Genomic DNA, 19,827 nt, shown 5'->3' with positions numbered 1-19,827 from the left:
TTCCCTTTACAAGTCTTGCTATATTTAGCTTAGTTAACCGCTTTTACGTCAATACCTTCACCAAACTTACGTTTCATTGCTGTACGTTTGGTTCGGTCGATCACATCCCCCGCCAACTGACCACAAGCGGCATCAATATCATCACCACGGGTTTTGCGCACAATTACCGTAAAACCGTATTCCATTAATGTTTTTTGGAAACGATCGACACGGCTATTTGAGCTTTTACCATAAGGCGCTTCTGGGAATGGATTCCATGGGATCAAGTTAATTTTACACGGGGTATTTTTTAACACTTGAGCTAATTGATGCGCATGCTCTGTACCATCATTCACATGATCTAATAACACATATTCAATAGTCACTTTACCATGGTTAGCATTTGATACTTCTAAGTATCTGTGTACCGAATCCATCAACATTTTGATGTTATATTTTTTGTTGATCGGCATGATTTCATCACGCAATTCATCGTTCGGTGCGTGAAGCGAGATCGCTAATGCTACATCAATCTTATCACGTAACATATCGAGTGCAGGCACGACTCCTGAAGTGGATAACGTCACGCGTCGTTTAGATAATCCATACGCGAAATCATCGAGCATAATTTCCATCGCGGGTACAACATTGGCTACATTTAACAATGGTTCACCCATACCCATCATTACCACATTGGTAATAGGACGTACACCCGTCACACCAAAATTACCGATAATTTTTGATGCACGCCAAACCTGACCAATAATTTCAGACACCGTTAAATTACGGTTAAAGCCTTGCTGTGCTGTCGAACAGAAAGTACAAGCTAACGCACAGCCTACTTGAGAAGAAACACAAAGTGTTGCGCGATCCGCTTCAGGAATATAGACCGTTTCAACTTGCTGTTCACCTACCTGCATCGCCCATTTAATAGTACCATCCGCAGAGCGTTGCTCAACCGCCACTTCTGGCGCTTTAATTTCAGCGACCGCTTTTAATTTTTCTCGTAATTTTTTATTAATATTGGTCATATTGTCGAAGTTATCTTCGCCAAAATGATAAATCCATTTCACTAATTGATCCGCACGAAATGGTTTCTCGCCTAATTCAGCAAAAAACTCACGCATCTGCTGACGCGTTAAATCCATTAAGTTAATCTTTTTTGTATTCGTTTCGGATGAAAGAGGTTGTTCTAACATAAAGCCTCGTTATTACACATTACGGCGATGATGTTACTCAGAATTGAGCAACAAAAAATTCGCATATTAAAAATGAGCCGAGATTTTACAGATTTACCGACGGATAAGCTAGCAGATTTGAAAAACAAAGAAAATTTTGACCGCACTTCTTTGCGATCGCTATCGCAAAAATCAAAAAAAACAAAAGAAAAAAGTGCGGTTAAAAAACTTTAAATTTTTTCTCTTTCACACATCCCAAACCCTTACAAAAACTGATAGAATACAAGCTTTGTTTTATTCTCTAAGTTGGCTATATTAAAAGATATGTTAAAAAAAGTGCTTTCTGTATTGTGTTTAGTGCCAGCAATGGCAACGGCACAATCTTATGTCGTGTATGATTTCACCCATGATCGCGTGCTCGAAAGTAGCTCACCGAATCATGTTCAACCTATCGCATCCGTCACCAAGTTAATGACTGCAAATGTGTTTCTTGAAAATAATCGAAACGCAAATTGTACTGCATCAATTACTGACGACGATTACGATTACATTAAAGGCACACATACAAAATTACCAAAATACACGCCGATTTCTTGTAATGAATTATTAAAAGCGATGCTTGTCCATTCTGACAACTATGCTGCTCACGCCCTTTCTCGCTCTGCAGGCATGAGCCGTTTGCAATTTATCCAAAAAATGAATGAGAAAGCGAGAGAATTAGGTATGCGCTCTACCCGCTTTTCAGATAGCTCAGGTTTATCTGACAGCAACATTTCAAGTGTGATGGATCTCGTAAAACTGGCTAAATACTCTCTTAACAAAGCACAAATCAAAAACCTATCGAATATGCCAAGCGCTTTCATTCAAGCTGGCGGACGTAGCGTTTTTGTTAAAAACACCAATAAATTAGTGCGTGAAGAAGTGTTTGATGCGGCAATTAATAAAACGGGTTATATTCGCGAATCTGGCTATAATTTAGTCTTTGTGAATAAAAATCCATGTAATCGCGCTACCATTGGGGTGATCAGTTTAAATAACCATTCATCTGCGTTTCGTACTAACTTTACTAAAGGAAAATTGGAACAATACGGTTGTATCGCAGGGCGTAGCATGCACAACTTTACCGTTGATGAAGCCCAATATGAAGAAGGCTATGATGAAGCGGGTATGGATCGCCTAATCCAACAAGTTGGTGGTTAATCATTTCAAAAAAGAGCGGTCATTTTGCACAAAATTTTCCGCTTTTTAATTTTAATTACCTATCGATTTGATAATTATTTTCATTTAAAAGTCTTATAAAAAATGATATTATTCTGCAGAATGCTAATTAATCATTATTTTTAAGGAGATCTCATGAAGCATTTATTTAAAAGCCTATCTGTTATCGCTCTAGGTTTAGCTACTTTACAAGCCGAAGCGAAATTTAAAGTGGTGACCACATTTACGGTTATTCAGGATATCGCACAAAATGTTGCGGGCGATGCCGCGACGGTGGAATCTATCACCAAACCTGGTGCAGAAATTCACGAGTATGAACCGACCCCTAAAGATATTGTAAAAGCTCAATCTGCTGATTTAATTTTATGGAACGGATTAAATTTAGAGCGTTGGTTTGAGCGTTTCTTCCAAAATATCAAAGACAAACCAGCTGTTGTGGTAACCGAAGGCATCACGCCACTTTCTATTTATGAAGGCCCTTATAAAGATGCACCTAACCCACACGCTTGGATGTCGCCATCTAATGCGTTGATTTATGTCGAAAATATTAAAAATGCATTAGTTAAATACGATCCGCAAAATGCTGATACTTATCAAAAAAATGCAGCAGCGTATGCAGAAAAAATCAAACAGCTCGATAAACCTTTACGTGAAAAACTCTCAAAAATTCCTGCCGACCAACGTTGGTTAGTGACCAGTGAAGGCGCCTTTAGTTATTTAGCAAAAGATTATGATCTCAAAGAAGGCTATTTATGGCCAATTAACGCTGAACAACAAGGTACGCCTCAACAAGTGCGTAAACTTATCGATTTAGTGAAAAAAAATCACATTCCAGTGGTATTTAGTGAAAGTACCGTGTCAGCCAAACCTGCTCAACAGGTAGCGAAAGAAAGCGGTGCTAAGTACGGCGGCGTGCTTTATGTAGATTCTCTTTCTGCCGCTGACGGTCCTGTACCAACTTATATTGACTTACTGAATGTCACTGTATCCACCATAGTCAAAGGATTTGAAAAATAATGACCGCACTTTCACTTTCCGCTTCGATTTCCGTTAATGATGTAACTGTGCGTTACAACAACGGGCACACTGCAATTTATGATGTTGCCTTTGCATTACAAGGGGGAACCATCTGTGCTCTTGTCGGCGTAAATGGGAGCGGAAAATCAACGCTATTCAAAAGCATCATGGGCTTAATCAAGCCACAGCAAGGCAATATTGCGCTTTGTGGTTTGCCAATTAATCGAGCATTGAAACAAAATTTGGTTGCCTATGTGCCGCAAGCGGAAGAAGTCGATTGGCAATTTCCAGTCTCCGTTTATGATGTTGTCATGATGGGACGCTACGGCTACATGAATTTCCTACGCATTCCAAAAGCTGAAGACAAACAAAAAGTGCTCGAAGCGATGCAACGAGTAAACATCGAGCATTTAGCTGAACGGCAAATCGGCGAGCTTTCTGGTGGGCAAAAAAAACGCGTATTTTTGGCTCGTGCATTAGCACAACAAAGTAAAATTATCTTGCTTGATGAACCTTTTACAGGTGTGGATGTTAAAACTGAAAATGCCATTGTGGAACTCCTTCGTCAGTTACGTGCTGAAGGGCATTTGATTTTAGTTTCCACCCATAATTTAGGCTCTGTACCAGATTTCTGTGATCAAGTGGTGATGATTAACCGTACTGTGATTGCTGCCGGTAAAACAGAAAATACATTTAATCAGCATAATTTGGAAAAAGTCTTTGGTGGTGTATTACGACACATCAAATTATTAGGTGAAGATCTGCATAATGATGAAGATAAACGTGCTGTCACCGTGCTTACGGATGATGAACGTCCCGTTGTCTTCTATGGTGAAACCAAAAATGATCCGCCTGCAACGGCTGTAAAATCCTGTCGTCTGCCTCCGTCTGACAAGGAATAAGCCATGCTTGAATATTTACTGGAACCTTTCTCCTATGAATATATGCAAAAAGCCATGTGGATAAGTGCCGCAGTTGGTGGCATTTGTGCCTTTCTTTCTGCCTATTTAATGTTGAAAGGTTGGTCATTAATTGGCGACGCGCTCTCTCATTCCGTGGTTCCGGGTGTGGCGATAGCTTATGCCTTTTCACTCCCCTATGCTTTAGGTGCTTTTTTTGCCGGAATTTTGGCCGCACTTTCCATTTTATGGATCAAATCCATTTCTAAACTCAAAGAAGATGCCGTTATCGGCTTTATTTTCAGTACCTTTTTTGCCTTGGGATTGTTAATTATTTCCCTTAATCCAACCTCAATAAACGTGCAAAATATTATTCTCGGTAATATCCTCGGGATTGCCGATGAAGATATTTATCAAGTAGCCATCATTATGTTGATTTGCTTGGTCTTATTGCTTATTTTTTGGAAGGATCTGTTACTGATTTTCTTTGATGAAACACAAGCAATTACAGTTGGACTTTCACCACTGTTTTACAAAGTTCTCTTTTTTACACTCTTGAGTGCTTGTGTCGTTGCGGCATTACAAACTGTCGGGGCGATTTTAGTGATTGCGATGGTAATCACACCAGGCGCAACCGCCTATTTACTTACTGACAAGTTCAAAACTCTTATCAAAATTGCCGTAGCATTAGGCGCAATCACTGGTTTCGTCGGTGTCTATTTAAGCTATTATCTCGATGGAGCCACTGGTGGTATCATCGTGACATTGCAAACCTTGTTATTTTTATTAGCTTTTCTATTTTCGCCAAAATACGGATTAATGAGTCAAAAACGACGTAAGGCGGTGGCCCATGAGTGAAATATTCGCTATTTTCGCTGAGCCATTTCAGTTTGACTTTATGCAAAATGCACTACTCACCGCATTAGTGGTTGCCGTGATCTGTGCGCTACTCTCTTGCTATTTAGTATTGAAAGGATGGTCATTGATGGGCGACGCCATTTCCCATGCCGTCCTGCCTGGTATTGTATTAGCTTTTCTAGCCGGTATTCCATTGGTGATTGGAGCCTTTGTCTCAGGTATTGCCTGTGCCTTAGGTGTAGGTTATTTAAAAGAAAACAGCCGTATAAAAGAAGATACCGCGATGGGGATTGTATTCTCTGGCATGTTTGCCATTGGTTTGGTACTTTTCACCAAAATCCAAACCTCACAACATCTCACACACATCTTATTCGGTAACGTGTTGGGTGTAAGCAGACAAGAGCTGATTCAAACAGCAATCATTGCCTTGATCATTTTTATTTTGCTTGGCTTAAAGCGTCGTGATTTCCTTCTCTACTGCTTTGATCCTAGCCATGCCCGTGTTGCAGGTCTTTCGCCTAAATTATTACATTATGGACTACTCACACTACTTGCACTCACCATTGTGAGTACGATGCAAGTTGTTGGGGTTATCTTAGTTGTAGCGATGCTAATTGCACCGGGCATCACTGCGCTAACACTGACCAATCGCTTCGATAAGATGCTTATTATCGCAATCATCAGCGCTGTAACTGCAAGTCTATTAGGCGTGCTACTTAGCTATCATTTTGATGCATCCACTGGTGCATGCATTATTTTGTTACAGGCCGTATTTTTCTTAATTGCCCTAGTTTATAGCAAAATAAAAGTGCGGTTAAATTTTTAAATAAAAAAGCTAACAGAGATGTTAGCTTTTTTATTAGGAATTGAGTTTCAGCAATGTCAGTACTTCATAATGCGCTGTATGCGGAAACATATCAAATAATTGAATTTGAGTAAGTTTATAATTGGTTAGATGCTGCAAATCTTTTCCCATGGAAATCGAGTTGCAACTAGAATAAAGAATAAAGTGCGGTTGCATTTCATTGAGAAATTCAGCGAGTTCCTTTCCGATACCTCGACGAGGCGGGTTGACGATCACCAAATCCGGTTTATTTTCATCTTGTGCTAAAGCAAAATTAGCGGCATCCAAAGATTGGAATTTAACGTTGTTTAGCCCTAACACCTGAGCAGATTGAGTCGCCGCTTGAATAGCAGATGGAGAAATTTCAATCCCGATCAATTCCACTTCTTGTTGATGTTTATCCTGTAAAGCTTTAGCACAATGAAGTCCAAAGCCCCCAACGCCACAAAAGAGATCCCAAAGTTTAGTAATCGGCAAATCTTGCACCCAATCTTGCGCCGTTGCATATAATCCTTGTGCTACTAGTGGGTTCGTTTGAAAGAAACCTTGAGGGCGAATAAAGAGCGGAATACCATTAAAACTTTCCAATAAAGTATGTTGGTTCGTCAAAAAGATTTCTTTCTCACCTTCTAAGATCGCTGCATGTTGGGGTTGAATATTCACACTCACCACTTCAAGTTGTGGTAATTTTTCCAATAGCCCTGCAAATTCACGTTGAATTAACGGCAATTTAGTTTCTGAACGTAATACAAAACGCAACATCAATTTTTTTGTATGTTGGCTTTCTGTGAGCAGAATATATTTGAGCTCACCTTTTTGTTTAGCCACGTTATAAGGGACTAAACCCGCGCGTCCAATAAAATCTTTTAGAATCGGAAAGAGTTCAGCAAAGCGTTGCGGATAAAGCGGGCAATCACATAAATCCACCGCACTTTGTGGATCATTCGGGTCTTGTAAAATACCTAAAATGGGACGTTCTACCGCCCCACTCACAACCATTTTTGCTTTATTACGAAAGGCTGACTCGGAGGAATAAAAAGGCGGATGCCAAATTAAATTATCACAATCTAATTTGGCAAGTTGTTGTTTTAGATGCTCTTCTTTCTTGGCAAGTTGCTGTTCATAAGGCATTTCAAGCCATTGACAAGAACGGCAATCGCCTTTTTGATAATGATGGCAATCAGTCATTTAGAAGCAAGCCACTCTTGTTGAAGTGCGGTCAGTTTTTGATGATTTTCAATCCAACGCGAAGTTTTTGTGAGTTCTGACCAATCAAAGGATTTTTGTTTAAAGAGAGATTTCAAGCGAGCTTGGCGTGCTGCGAAATGCTCTGTGGTTTCCTCTAACTTGAGATTATCAAGCACTTGAATGACACCTTCACGTTCATTACAAAGCAATAATAAGTCACAACCAGCATTCAAGGCTTTTTCACTACGAGCCACAAAATCGCCCATAAAGCCTGCGCCTTTCATGCCTAAATCATCAGAGAAAATCGCCCCCTGGAAGCCTAACTGTTTACGCAAAATTTCTTTTAACCAATAACTCGAACCACTTGCTGGTTGACTATCACATTGTGTATAAATCACGTGAGCCGGCATAATCGCATCAAGCTTACTCTGTTGAATTAATTGCTGGAATGGCAAAATATCATGATTAAAAACCGCTTCCTTTGCACGCTCATCATAAGGGGTTTCAAGATGAGAATCGGCTAAAACATGACCGTGTCCCGGGAAGTGTTTTCCTGTTGTTGCCATGCCTGCTTGGTGCATACCATCAATAAAAGCAGCCGCCAAATTGACCGCACTTTTTACATCACAGCCAAAACTACGATCGCCAATCGCACGACATTCATGCCCCAAATCCAACACCGGAGCAAAACTCAAATCAATATCTAGCGCCACCATTTCAGCCGCCATTTGCCAACCCGCTTCTTTTGCTATTTGTTGTTGCTGAGTTGAATCCTTAACTAATGCCGCAAACGCCTGCATTGCGGGGAGCTGAGTGAAACCTTCACGGAAACGTTGTACTCTACCACCTTCTTGATCGACCGTGATCAATAAAGGCTTTTTTACTCGCTGACGAATGGATTTAATTAACTCTTGAACTTGCTGACGATCATAAAAATTGCGGGTAAATAAAATCAAACCGGCAACTAAAGGATGTTCCAGTAATTCAACTTCTTCTTGTTTGAGTTCATGACCTTCAAGGTCAATTAATAGTGTGGACATAAACTATTGTAAATAAAGACGATAATTAGTACTTTCTGTGCTTGGTTTTGGTAGTTCAAACACTTTCTTCTCTTGTGGTTGTAATAAAATATTGCCTGATTGGCTTTCTTGCTGATTCGGCCAAACTTGCGTTACACCTTGTGTGTTATACCAATAAAGATGGTAAAGCACATTGAGTTGTTGTGTAGTTTTATTTTTTAAGGCTGCGGTATTATCAGACAAATCAACATCTAAAGCTGGTGCTAAATTTGCCGCCATATTTAAAATTGGCTTATTGGTTCCCACAATATTTGGTGCAGATGAACAAGCCGTTAAAAATAATACCGTTGCTGTAATTAGGATCTTTTTCATTATTTCGCCAACATTCTACCTAAAGGTTCACCACCAACAAGATGCATATGAATATGGAATACTTCTTGTCCACCATGTTTATTACAGTTCACAATTAAACGGTAACCGTCTTCGGCAATGCCTTCTTCTTTAGCAATTTTAGCCGCAACAGTAAATAAGCGACCCAAGGTAACTTCATCTTGTTCCGTCACATCATTAACCGTTGGAATGACTTTATTTGGGATAATCAAAATATGGGTTTTCGCTTGCGGTGAAATATCACGGAATGCGGTTACTAATTCATCTTGATAAACAATATTGGCAGGAATTTCTTTACGAATAATTTTGCTGAAAATGGTTTCTTGAGCCATCGTCTTCTCCTTATTTTATATAAAAAAGTGCGGTCAAAATTTACCGCACTTTGCTTTTATTTTCCATCAGAAATTGATGATGAATGACATTTCAATCAGCTTAGTGAGCCGCACCTTCTTCTGAATCATCTTGATTAATAAAGCTGGTATTAATCTCGATTTGTGCTTTTTCACGCAATGCTTGCATTAACTGTCCTTGCAATTCGCCTTGACGTGCACGAACAAGTTGAGTGCTAAATTTCGCTAATTCTTGTTCACTTAAAGTAGGCTCTTCTACACGTTCAAGAGCAACCACAACCATATCACCTTTGCTGTTACGAGCAACTTGATAAGCCACTTTACCATCTTGTGGTTTTGCAATGGCAAATACACCTTCATAAAGCACCGGATCTTTATTATCCACTAACGTAAAGGTTTGTGGCTCACCAAAACTAATACCTGCAGGTAATTTGGTTGGATCGGCAGATAGCGCTTTAACCGCTTGCTCTGCTTTTTCAGCTAATACTTTATCGGCTTTTTCACGTTTTAAGAACTGCTCAATCGTTAATTTCGCTTCATCAAGGCTTTGTAAACCTTCAGCTTTATGATCCACGACACGTACCACAACAAATTCATTTTCACCAACCGTTAATGGCTCAGAATTTGCACCGCCGTTTGCAATATCTGATTCAAAAATGGTAGAAGTCACATTTGGGAAATTTAATGCCGCAGGGACATTATTTTTACCGAAATAATCTGTTTCTTCCACTTTCACGCCTGCTGCTTCTGCTACCGCAGCTAAAGAATCACTGCTTTCTGCTGCTTTTGCACGAACCGCTTTTTCTACCGCTTGGAAACGACTTCCTGCTAAGTTTTTACGTACGATATCCGCGATTTGCTCTTTTACTTCATCTAACGTACGTTCTTTACGATCTTGCACTAAAATAATATGGTAAGCCCCATCTACATTAACTGGTGTGCTGTATTGACCAACATTTAATAATAATGCCGCATCTTCAAAGTTTTTCGGTAATTCGTTGTCTTTTACCCAACCTAATTCACCGCCTTGTGCACCAGAAAGTTTATCCACGGATTTCGCTTTTGCTAACTCAGCAAAATCAGCGCCTTTTTGCAGTTCTTGATAAACCGCATCCGCTTCTTTCTCAGTGGCTAATTGGATATGTGCTAATTTTTGGCTAATAAATTGCGCTTTATTTTCTTGATAATATTGCGCAATTTGTGTTTCAGTGACAGGTTGTAATTTACCTAATTCATTCGCTGAAACGCGAATATATTGCACTTTCGCCTGTTCAGGTTGAACAAGCGATTTCGCATTCGCATCGTAATACGCTTTAATTTCTTCTTCTGTAACCTTTTGTTTTGCCACTTCATCAGCTAATGGAAGGGTTGCAAGACGAGCGATACGTTTTTGGAAAAAGGTTTGTGCACTATCTTTTACTTGAGCCGGCACAACAAATTCACTGTCAGCCAAACCGTTTTGCATTTGTTCAAGTGTTAATGCATTACGTAAAATAGCCGCATAAGTATCTGACGTTAAACCATTTTGAGTCAATAATTGTTGATAACGAGCGTTATCAAATTTACCGTTAGATTGTAAGTTAGGATCGCTTACAATCGCACGTTTGATCATGTCGTCACTTACACCTAATTTTAATTCTTTGGCATATTGACGGATTAATTCTTGATCAACTAAACGTTGAATTAAATTTTGACGAAGTGCGGTCACAAATTCCACAGAATCAGTTTTCGCTAAGAAACTCTCGCCTTCTTGTTGTGCTCGCGCTTCAAACTCTTGGTTGTAACGATTTAAGAAATCTTGTTGAGAGATAGTTTCGCCATTTACTTTTGCAGCAAAACTCTCGTTGCCACCATACAAATAGCCTGACATCCCACCGATTAAAAATGAAACTGGAAGTAAAGCAAAGATCGCTTTCCCGATAAAGCTATGGGCGACGCCATGCATTTTTTCAATTAACATTCAATTATTACCCTTTTAAAAAAGACAAAGTTCGTAAGATTATAATCTAAAAGGCGAAAATTCGCACTTAAAAAACACCATGTTCGTGTAGGATTTTCACGGCCATGACGAATAACACTAAACCGCCAAAAATCTCTGCTTTGCTTTTGAATTTTTTCCCTAAAAAATGACCGCTCTTTACACCAATAAAAGAGATGACAAAGGTTGTTAAACCTATGATGAAAACAGCCAATAAAATGTCCACGGAAAGAAAAGCAAAAGAGACACCGACGGCTAACGCATCAATACTCGTTGCCACACCAAGTGTTAGCAAGTGTTTTAAACTAATCAATGAGGGAGTAGGTTCATCATCCGAGCTAAGTCCTTCTCGAATCATATTCACACCGATGAGCGCAAGCAAAACAAAGGCAATCCAATGATCTCAATTTTGAATCATCTGACTAAATTGCAGTCCGACAACATAGCCTATCGCAGGCATGATGCCTTGGAATAACCCAAAACAGCATGCGATAGCTAATGCTTGTTTCCATCGAAAAGCGCGCATTGCTAAGCCTTTAGAGATGGAAACTGCAAAGGCATCCATCGAAAGACCAAGCGCAATGACCCACAACATATGAAAAGTCATAAACTACAGTTTATTTTCCAATACAGAAAGAACTGAAAATATTGCCGAGCAAATCATCCGAAGTAAATTGCCCCGTAATTTCACTTAAGTTAGCTTGTACTAAACGAAGTTCTTCCGCCAATAATTCACCTGCATGAAATTCAGTTAATTGGACTAACCCAATTTGTAAATGTTCAGCCGCTTTTTCTAAGGCATCAAGATGACGACGGCGTGCTAAGAAACCACCTTCCATCCCTGTTTGGAAGCCCATAGCCTGTTTTAAATGCTCACGCAATAAATCTACACCCTGATGTGTTTGGGCGGATAAACAAACGGTCGTTGTTCCATTTTCTTCTTTTAGCCCAACGGCCTCGCCACTTAAATCTACTTTATTGCGAACGATAGTCACCGGCATATTATTCGGCAATTTTGATAAAAATTCTGACCGCACTTTTTCAATATTTTGGCTATCAGGATCGCTACTGTCTAACATTAAGATAATACGATCGGCTTGCTCAATCTCCGTCCAGGCACGCGAAATCCCAATACGTTCAACTTCATCTGTCGCTTCACGAAGCCCTGCGGTATCAATAATATGTAAAGGCATGCCATCAATATGAATATGCTCACGCAACACATCGCGCGTTGTTCCTGCAATATCTGTCACAATGGCTGCTTCTCTGCCCGCTAAAGCATTCAGTAAACTTGATTTACCAGCATTTGGACGACCGGCAATCACCACTTTCATCCCTTCACGCAAAATCGAGCCTTGTTTCGCTTCACTACGAACTAAATCAAGTTGATCAATAATTTCTCGTAATTTTGCTTCGATTTTACCGTCTGCCAAAAAGTCAATTTCTTCATCGGGGAAATCAATCGACGCTTCCACATAAGTACGCAGATAAATCACGGAATCCACTAACTGATTCACTTTATTGGAAAATTCACCTTGTAGCGATTTTAATGCAGAACGAGCGGCTTGCTCCGAAGTCGCATCAATTAAATCCGCGATCGCTTCTGCTTGAGCTAAATCTAACTTATCATTTAAAAAAGCCTGTTCAGAAAATTCACCTGGACGTGCAAGACGAACGCCATCAAGTTGTAAGATTCGTTTTAGCAACAAATCTAATACCACTTGTCCACCATGGCCTTGCAATTCCAATACGTCTTCACCGGTAAAGGAATTCGGTGATTTAAAATAAAGCGCAATGCCTTGATCTAATACTGTGCCATCAGCATCTTTAAAAGGTAGATAATCTGCCATGCGTGGTTTAGGACATTTACCTAGTACCGCTTGTGCTACTTCAACCACTTTCGGGCCGGATACACGCAAAATACCAATACCGCCACGTCCTGGCGCTGTCGCTTGTGCGACGATTGTTTCTTTCATAAAAACTCACTAAAAATTGACCGCTCTAATATTGCGGTTATCTTGAGGAAAAATTAATTGGAAAGAGCATTAAGTTTCATTACTTCAGATGCATCAATATAGGAGAGCGAGCTCGTTCTTTTTTTATAAATTTGGAGTATTTGCCCATTCTCTACCGAATTATAAACCTTTTTAGAAGTGAATCTTTCATTTCCATATTGATTAGATGAAATATTAATACTATATATCGATTTGTTTTTACGCTTATAAGTAACCTCGGCTATATAGTTTTCTTCTTGTCCCCAAATGGAAACATAGAACGTTAATAAAGTGTTTGAAAGTAAGAAAAAGCAACAAAAAAAACCACTACACATAATAATATACCCCAATACTTTCATGAGTATGTGATAAAAAATATTTTCTTTGGATTTCTTTTTATTGGAAGCTCTTTTAGGCTTTGCCTTTCTTTGTAAAAGGACATTTTCCACTTCCCAATAAATCACGACAAAAAAAAGAAGAATGCTTAATACAAGGGAAACATAAACATCAAGACGTGCACCAGGAAGTAGGGTCTTATCTGAAAACGTAGGATATATAATTAACCCAATTAAAATAAATAACGAAATGACTTTTAGTCTTGTATTGAACATTATTAACATATGTAAAAACCGCACCCAAAGATGCGGTTAGTGATTATTTTTTACGGGTATGTAACCCTTTTTTCTCTAAACCACGGTAGATCATTTGTTGTTGTACGATAGTGATTAAGTTAGACACTAACCAGTAAAGTACTAGACCTGCTGGGAACCAGAGGAAGAAGAACATGAAGATCAACGGCATAAAGTTCATCACCTTTTGTTGCATTGGATCTGCAACTGGTGTCGGTGACATTTTTTGTAACAAGAACATTGATCCGCCCATTAAGATTGGGAGAATGTAGTAAGGGTCTTGTGCCGATAAATCTTGAATCCAACCAAAGAATGGCGCATGGCGAAGTTCAACCGCTTCCATAAACGTCCAGTATAATGCGATGAAAATTGGCATTTGAAGGATTAATGGTAAGCAACCGCCAAGTGGATTTACTTTTTCTTCTTTGTAAAGTTTCATCATTTCTTGGCTCATACGTTGGCGATCATCACCAAAACGTTCGCGCATTTCTTGCATTTTCGGTTGCAACATACGCATTTTCGCCATAGAAGTGTATTGTGCTTTTGTAAGCGGATATAAAATCGCTTTCACCACTAAGGTGACACAAATAATTGCCACACCCCAGTTAGATACAATACTTTGAATGAAGGTTAATAACCAGAATAATGGTTTTGCGATGAACCATGCCCAACCGTAATCGACGGTTAAATCTAAGTGGTTAGCCACTTCAGCCATTTTGTTTTGTAATTTTGGACCTGTCCATAATGAGCTGGTAATTTTTTCTGTTGCCCCCGCTGGAACAGATACTACTGGACCACGATAACCAATAGACGCAACGTTATTTTTGCTGTCTGTAATACTATAAAGTTGGTTATTTACATCTTGATTTGGGATCCAAGCTGATACGAAATAGTGTTGTAAAATAGCAACCCAACCTGCTTTGGTATCGATAGAAAGATTTTTGTCTTTCATATCGCTGAAGCTGTATTTTTTGTAATTTGTTTCAGAAGAAGAATACGCACCACCAGTATAAGTAGGCATTGCCACGTTACCGCTGCTTTCAACTAATGTATGTTTTAATTGGCCGTAAGGTTCAACTTCAATTGCGCTACCACTTTGGTTCACAATTTCAAAGTTAACACCTACATCGTAGCTATCGCGTTTTAATACAAAGATTTTACGATAAGTCACACCGTCTTTTTCAAATGTTAATGGTACAGAAAGTTCATTTTGACCTTCTGCTAATTTGAAATTGTCGCCAGTCACTTGATATTGCGCGCGACCTGCTTTTGTATCGATCCCGTTTTTACCGATTAAGCCGCTTTGTGCAATGTAAACATTCTCGTTTGTATCTTTTAACAAAACGAAAGGTTCTTTTGAATTTAATTCTGCATCATATTTTAATAATTCAGAACTAATTACATCACCACCTAATGTATCCACTTTCAAACGGAATACATCATTTTCTAATGTGATAATGTGACCTTTGGTTTGTGAGTCTGCCACTACTTCGGCAGATGAAGAAGAACTTGCCGGTACATCAGAAGAGGCGGTTGTTGTTTGTTCCGTGGTCTGTTGTTGAACCGGTGGATTTTTATCAAGTTGCCATTGCTGATAAACAAGGAAAGAAATAAAGAGTAGTGCAAGCACTAATAGGCTACGTCTTGAGTCCATTATTTTTTCTCATCGTTATTATTAATCTTTTTCGGCGGAACAGGATCGAATCCACCGGCGCTTAAGGGGTGACATTTTAATACACGTTTTAGCGTAAGCCAACTACCTTTTAACAATCCATGTGTTTTTAACGCCTCAATACCATAGCAAGAACAGGTTGGCACAAAACGACAACGCGGCCCAATTAAAGGGCTAATCGCTACTTGATAAAACTTAATTAAAGCGATGAGGATTTTTGTGCCAAACGAATGTGACGTGCCCATAATTTATCCAAAGTTTGTAAAAACGTTTGATTATCAAGCTGACCAATGCCACGTTTCGCCACAAAGACAAAGTCACAAGAAGGCAAATTATGTTGAGATAAACGAAAACTTTCACGAACTAAACGTTTAATACGATTACGATCATGCGCTCGTTTAAGATGTTTTTTAGCCACGGTTAAACCTAAGCGTGGATGCTCAAGATTATTTTTGCGTGCGAGAACGGTAATTTCAGGGGTGCTTGCTCGAAACGGTTGTTCGAAGACATTTTTGAATTGAGTGGGAGTTAACAATCGTAACTCCCGAGAGAAGTTTAGCTTAATCACTAAAAACGGTGATTATGCAGATAAACTCTTACGACCTTTAGCACGACGACGAGCTAAAACTTGACGGCCGTTTTTAGTTGCCATACGAGCACGGAAACCGTGAGTACGGCTACGTTTTAATACAGAAGGTTGAAATGTACGTTTCATTGTAATCTACCTAAATCAAAATGGTTTACTGTTTTGATATTCAAAACACAACAAGGGTTATAAAAAATAGACCGCAATTTTAATCATAAATTGGGCTTTCGTCAAATAAGAAAAGAGAAAATTCCGAAATAATCTTCCGTTTCTTCTAAAATCGTGGGGATTATACGGATTTTGGGCAAAATCTCAAGCAACCTTTTTGTCTTTTTTTAATGAGCAACAGAAGATCTTTTGCCTAAATTATTGTAAAATTCTCTTCGATTTTTAACCGCACTTTTGCGGCTTTTATTTTATACGCATATAACATAAGGATAATTTATCGTGAGCCTTTCTACCCTATGGCAAGATTGCTTATCTCAACTACAAGATCAGGTTTCCCCGATGGATCTCAGTACTTGGTTACGCCCACTACAAGCGGATGTAATCTCGCAAGATCAAGTGGTGTTATATGCGTCCAATATGTTTGTGAAAAGCTGGGTAGAAAATCATTACTTGGCTCAAATTCATCAAATTTGCCAAGCCCTTGCTAAAAATCCAAATTTACAAATTATCGTAAAAGAAGGGGTAAAACCTGCACCAAAAGCAATTGAACCAACCCCGAGTCAATCATCTAATCATCAAGAAAGTGCGGTGAGTTTTCAGCAAGAGTCTGATGCGCCGACTAAATTTGAATCACACCTAAATCGTAAACATTTATTTGAAAACTTTGTTGAAGGTAAATCAAACCAACTCGCCCGTGCAGTAGGTCAAAAACTTGCTCTTGCACCAGGTGAACCAACAGCAAACCCATTCTTTTTATATGGCGGGACAGGTTTAGGTAAAACCCACTTATTACACGCAATCGGTAATGGCATTTTAGCGAATAAACCAAATGCCCGCGTGCTTTATATCCATGCTAATAATTTTATGCAGCACATGGTCAAAGCGATGCGTGATAATAAAATGGATCAATTCAAAAAATTCTATCGTTCTCTTGATGCATTATTAGTGGATGATATTCAATTCTTCGCAGAGAAAGAAAAGACACAAGAGGAATTTTTCCATATTTTCAATAGCTTATTTGAAACTGGCCGTCAAATTATTTTGACCTCTGACCGCTATCCAAAAGAAATTGAGAAAATTGAAGAACGCCTAAAATCTCGTTTCGGCTGGGGTTTAACCACTGCGATTGAACCACCTGATTTAGAAACTCGTGTTGCGATTTTGCTGAAAAAAGCAGAAGAACATAATATGGAGCTGCCGGAAGAAGTGGCATTCTTTATTGCCCAACGCTTACGCACCAATGTTCGTGAATTAGAAGGTGCGTTAAACCGTGTGAAAGCGATGCAAGACTTCAAAGGTGGTCACATTGATATTGATTTTGTGCGTGACACATTAAAAGATATTCTCGCCTTACAAGAACGTTTGGTCACCATTGAAAACATTCAAAAAGTCGTGGCAGAATACTATCGAATTAAAGTGGCGGATTTAAAATCAAAAAGCAGAGCGAGATCCGTCACTCGCCCACGCCAAGTTGCGATGGCGTTAGCAAAAGAATTAACCAATAAAAGTTTACCGGAAATTGGCCGTGCCTTTGAACGCGACCATACGACAGTCTTAAATGCCTGCCGTGAAGTGCCCAAATTCCGTGAAAAAGATAGCAGTATTCAAGAAGATTGGGCGAATTTAATTCGCACATTATCTGCATAAGGAGCCAATGATGCAATTTAGCATTTCAAGAGAAAATCTATTAAAACCCTTACAGCAAGTTTGTGGCGTATTGAGCAATCGTCCGAATATTCCTGTATTAAATAACGTGTTATTACAAATTGAAGATAACCGTTTAACCATTACAGGTACAGACCTTGAAGTTGAGCTTTCTAGCTATACTCAACTTTCTTCTTCAACCGCTGATGGCGCGTTCACCATTCCGGCTAAAAAATTCTTAGATATTTGCCGCACGCTATCAGATGAATTTGAAATTACAGTTACCTTTGAAGAAGATCGCGCCATTGTGGAGTCTGGTCGCAGTAAGTTTAATCTCACTACTCTGCCCGCTGAAGAATATCCAAATCTAACAGATTGGCAATCTGAAGTGGATTTTGCCTTACCGCAAAGCACCTTACGTCGCTTAATTGAAGCCACCCAATTTTCAATGGCAAACCAGGATGCCCGCTATTTCTTAAACGGCATGAAATTTGAAACGGAAGGTAATTTATTACGTACTGTTGCAACTGACGGTCACCGTCTTGCTGTTTGTACGATCGAATTAGATCAAGATCTGCAAACCCATTCAGTTATTCTCCCTCGCAAAGGTGTATTAGAACTGAATCGCTTATTAGAAAGCAGTGACGAACTTGCTCGTTTGCAAATCGGCACGAATAATCTTCGTATTCACTTAAACCACATTGTGTTTACCTCAAAACTCATTGATGGTCGCTTCCCGGATTACCGTCGTGTATTACCACGTAATGCAACGCGTATCGTAGAAGGTAACTGGGAAACCTTAAAACAAGCCTTTGTACGTGCTTCGATCCTTTCTAATGAGCGTGTACGTAGCGTGCGTTTAAACTTAAGTGAAAACCAACTTAAAATTACCGCATCGAACCCAGAACACGAAGTGGCAGAAGAAATCGTGGATGTGAATTATCAAGGTGAAGAAATGGAAGTAGGCTTTAATGTGACTTACATTTTAGATGTATTAAATGCCTTAAAATGCCAACAAGTACGCATTCGCCTCACAGATGCGTCATCAAGCTGCTTAATTGAAAACAGCGAAGATGCAAGCGCAGAATACGTCATTATGCCAATGCGCCTCTAGAAATAATGGCCATTTCCCGCTTAATTGTTGAAAAATTTAGAAATCTAAATGCCGTGGATCTTGAATTTGATCACGGCTTTAACTTTTTAGTCGGCAATAACGGCAGCGGAAAAACGAGCTTATTAGAAGCTATTTTTTATCTCGGGCATGGACGCTCTTTCAAAAGTGCGGTTTCTAATCGCATCATTTCTTACGACGAACCTCATTTCACGCTTTTTGGACAAATTCAAGAAAGCCAACATCAATGGTCTGTTGGCTTACAAAAACTTCGTCAAGGTAATACCATCGCAAAAATAAACGGTGAAGATGGCAATAAAATTGCCGATCTTGCTCATCTTTTACCGATGCAATTAATTACGCCAGAGGGACTTACCCTATTAAATGGCGGACCGAGCTTTCGACGCGCATTTTTAGATTGGGGCTTATTCCACCACCATAACAGTTTTCACTCCTCTTGGGTCGCATTAAACCGCTTATTAAAACAGCGAAATGCCGCATTAAGTCAAAATCAGCCTTATTCTGCAATAAAAATATGGGATATTGAATTAGCTAAATTAGCCCACCAAGTGAGTGATTGGCGTGCTGAATATGCAGAAGCCTTACGCCCAGAAATTGAAAAAACCTGCCAGTTATTTTTACCCGAATTAGAAATTACTGTTAGCTTTCATCAAGGCTGGGAGAAAGAGACAGAATATGGTGAATTACTGGCGCAAAACTTTGAGAGAGACAAAGCCATTGGCTATACGGTTTCAGGACCACAAAAAGCGGACTTCCGTTTTAAAGCCAATGGATTACCTGTAGAAGATGTGCTCTCTCGTGGTCAATTAAAATTATTGATGTGTGCGCTACGTTTAGCGCAAGGTGAACATTTAATGATTCAAAAACAGCGTCATTGTATCTTCCTAATTGATGACTTTGCCTCAGAGTTGGATCAACATAAACGTGCCTTGCTTGCGGAACGCTTGCAACAAAGTGGATCTCAAGTCTTTGTTACTGCCATCACTCAAGGTCAACTCAAAGAGATGCAAGTGGGAAAAGGAAAATTGTTCCAAGTGGATACCGGTAAGATCACCGTACTACAGTCATAAAAAATAATCCGATC

Annotated in this window: 21 protein-coding genes and 1 pseudogene; 9 read left to right on the top strand and 13 right to left on the bottom strand. The window is 39.4% G+C overall.

What is annotated here, in order from left to right:
* Positions 1-29: 29 nt before the first annotated feature.
* Complete coding sequence (locus tag A9500_RS03355; RefSeq protein WP_049363743.1) at positions 30-1,178, bottom strand: bifunctional tRNA (adenosine(37)-C2)-methyltransferase TrmG/ribosomal RNA large subunit methyltransferase RlmN; 1,149 nt, start codon at positions 1,176-1,178, stop codon at positions 30-32.
* 30 nt (positions 1,179-1,208) lie between these two features.
* Between A9500_RS03355 and A9500_RS03350 the strand changes: the two genes are divergently transcribed.
* The 6 genes from A9500_RS03350 to A9500_RS03325 all read left to right on the top strand — a co-directional run bounded on the left by A9500_RS03350 (position 1,209) and on the right by A9500_RS03325 (position 5,975).
* Positions 1,209-1,391, top strand: coding sequence for a hypothetical protein (locus tag A9500_RS03350; RefSeq protein ID WP_049372889.1), 183 nt, complete (start codon positions 1,209-1,211; stop codon positions 1,389-1,391).
* 90 nt (positions 1,392-1,481) lie between these two features.
* A complete protein-coding gene (locus A9500_RS03345) occupies positions 1,482-2,357 on the top strand; it encodes a D-alanyl-D-alanine carboxypeptidase family protein (protein ID WP_049363744.1) in 876 nt (291 codons plus the stop codon).
* A 153-nt stretch (positions 2,358-2,510) separates the two neighbouring features.
* Positions 2,511-3,392 (top strand): metal ABC transporter substrate-binding protein, encoded by an 882-nt coding sequence (locus tag A9500_RS03340; RefSeq protein ID WP_065243887.1) that lies wholly within the window; start codon positions 2,511-2,513, stop codon positions 3,390-3,392.
* The gene (locus A9500_RS03335) at positions 3,392-4,294 is read left to right on the top strand and encodes a manganese/iron ABC transporter ATP-binding protein (protein ID WP_065243886.1); all 903 of its coding nucleotides are present in this window, start codon (positions 3,392-3,394) and stop codon (positions 4,292-4,294) included. The genes A9500_RS03340 and A9500_RS03335 overlap by 1 nt, the downstream gene beginning before the upstream one ends.
* 3 nt (positions 4,295-4,297) lie before the next feature.
* On the top strand, positions 4,298-5,149 hold the full coding sequence (locus A9500_RS03330) for a metal ABC transporter permease (RefSeq protein ID WP_065243885.1): 852 nt from the start codon (positions 4,298-4,300) through the stop codon (positions 5,147-5,149).
* A complete protein-coding gene (locus A9500_RS03325; RefSeq protein ID WP_065243884.1) occupies positions 5,142-5,975 on the top strand; it encodes a metal ABC transporter permease in 834 nt (277 codons plus the stop codon). Before A9500_RS03330 ends, A9500_RS03325 begins: the two co-directional genes overlap by 8 nt.
* A 33-nt stretch (positions 5,976-6,008) precedes the next feature.
* Here the strand turns inward: A9500_RS03325 and rlmC are convergent, their stop codons facing one another.
* From rlmC to rpmH, 12 genes and pseudogenes are all read right to left on the bottom strand, one after another.
* Complete coding sequence (rlmC, locus tag A9500_RS03320) at positions 6,009-7,181, bottom strand: 23S rRNA (uracil(747)-C(5))-methyltransferase RlmC (RefSeq protein ID WP_065243883.1); 1,173 nt, start codon at positions 7,179-7,181, stop codon at positions 6,009-6,011.
* Positions 7,178-8,221 carry a beta-N-acetylhexosaminidase gene (gene nagZ / locus A9500_RS03315; RefSeq protein ID WP_065243882.1) on the bottom strand — a complete coding sequence of 348 codons (1,044 nt, stop codon included), beginning with the start codon at positions 8,219-8,221 and terminating at the stop codon, positions 7,178-7,180. The genes rlmC and nagZ overlap by 4 nt, the downstream gene beginning before the upstream one ends.
* 3 nt (positions 8,222-8,224) lie before the next feature.
* A complete protein-coding gene (locus A9500_RS03310; RefSeq protein WP_005698418.1) occupies positions 8,225-8,572 on the bottom strand; it encodes a DUF1425 domain-containing protein in 348 nt (115 codons plus the stop codon).
* Complete coding sequence (gene hinT, locus A9500_RS03305) at positions 8,572-8,922, bottom strand: purine nucleoside phosphoramidase (RefSeq protein WP_005695575.1); 351 nt, start codon at positions 8,920-8,922, stop codon at positions 8,572-8,574. Before hinT ends, A9500_RS03310 begins: the two co-directional genes overlap by 1 nt.
* Positions 8,923-9,022: 100 nt before the next feature.
* Positions 9,023-10,900: a peptidylprolyl isomerase gene (gene ppiD / locus A9500_RS03300; RefSeq protein WP_065243881.1), complete on the bottom strand. Its 1,878-nt coding sequence runs from the start codon at positions 10,898-10,900 to the stop codon at positions 9,023-9,025.
* Positions 10,901-10,967: 67 nt separating this feature from the next.
* Positions 10,968-11,525: pseudogene (locus A9500_RS03295) on the bottom strand (manganese efflux pump MntP family protein).
* 10 nt (positions 11,526-11,535) lie between these two features.
* A complete protein-coding gene (gene mnmE / locus A9500_RS03290; protein WP_065243880.1) occupies positions 11,536-12,894 on the bottom strand; it encodes a tRNA uridine-5-carboxymethylaminomethyl(34) synthesis GTPase MnmE in 1,359 nt (452 codons plus the stop codon).
* Positions 12,895-12,947: 53 nt separating this feature from the next.
* Positions 12,948-13,523, bottom strand: a complete 576-nt coding sequence (locus A9500_RS03285) for a hypothetical protein (RefSeq protein ID WP_179854548.1) — start codon at positions 13,521-13,523, stop codon at positions 12,948-12,950.
* Positions 13,524-13,566: 43 nt separating this feature from the next.
* Positions 13,567-15,195, bottom strand: coding sequence for a membrane protein insertase YidC (gene yidC, locus A9500_RS03280; RefSeq protein WP_065243878.1), 1,629 nt, complete (start codon positions 15,193-15,195; stop codon positions 13,567-13,569).
* Complete coding sequence (yidD, locus tag A9500_RS03275) at positions 15,195-15,458, bottom strand: membrane protein insertion efficiency factor YidD (RefSeq protein WP_005695569.1); 264 nt, start codon at positions 15,456-15,458, stop codon at positions 15,195-15,197. The genes yidC and yidD overlap by 1 nt, the downstream gene beginning before the upstream one ends.
* On the bottom strand, positions 15,413-15,781 hold the full coding sequence (gene rnpA, locus A9500_RS03270; protein ID WP_065243877.1) for a ribonuclease P protein component: 369 nt from the start codon (positions 15,779-15,781) through the stop codon (positions 15,413-15,415). Before rnpA ends, yidD begins: the two co-directional genes overlap by 46 nt.
* A gap of 12 nt (positions 15,782-15,793) precedes the next feature.
* Positions 15,794-15,928: a 50S ribosomal protein L34 gene (gene rpmH, locus A9500_RS03265; RefSeq protein ID WP_005539760.1), complete on the bottom strand. Its 135-nt coding sequence runs from the start codon at positions 15,926-15,928 to the stop codon at positions 15,794-15,796.
* A gap of 318 nt (positions 15,929-16,246) precedes the next feature.
* Here rpmH and dnaA point away from each other — a divergent pair, with 318 nt between their 5' ends.
* Genes dnaA through recF form a run of 3 tightly spaced genes read left to right on the top strand, consistent with a single transcriptional unit; the run spans position 16,247 to position 19,813 of the window.
* Positions 16,247-17,614, top strand: coding sequence for a chromosomal replication initiator protein DnaA (dnaA, locus tag A9500_RS03260; RefSeq protein ID WP_065243876.1), 1,368 nt, complete (start codon positions 16,247-16,249; stop codon positions 17,612-17,614).
* Positions 17,615-17,624: 10 nt separating this feature from the next.
* A complete protein-coding gene (dnaN, locus tag A9500_RS03255) occupies positions 17,625-18,725 on the top strand; it encodes a DNA polymerase III subunit beta (protein ID WP_014064018.1) in 1,101 nt (366 codons plus the stop codon).
* Positions 18,726-18,730: 5 nt separating this feature from the next.
* Positions 18,731-19,813 (top strand): DNA replication/repair protein RecF, encoded by a 1,083-nt coding sequence (recF, locus tag A9500_RS03250; RefSeq protein WP_065243875.1) that lies wholly within the window; start codon positions 18,731-18,733, stop codon positions 19,811-19,813.
* Positions 19,814-19,827: the final 14 nt, after the last annotated feature.

It is taken from the genome of Haemophilus sp. CCUG 60358, assembly GCF_001679485.1.
Lineage (GTDB): Bacteria > Pseudomonadota > Gammaproteobacteria > Enterobacterales > Pasteurellaceae > Haemophilus_D.
The sequence above is the reverse complement of the archived record's forward strand: the minus strand, read 5'-3'. Positions and strand labels throughout refer to the sequence as shown.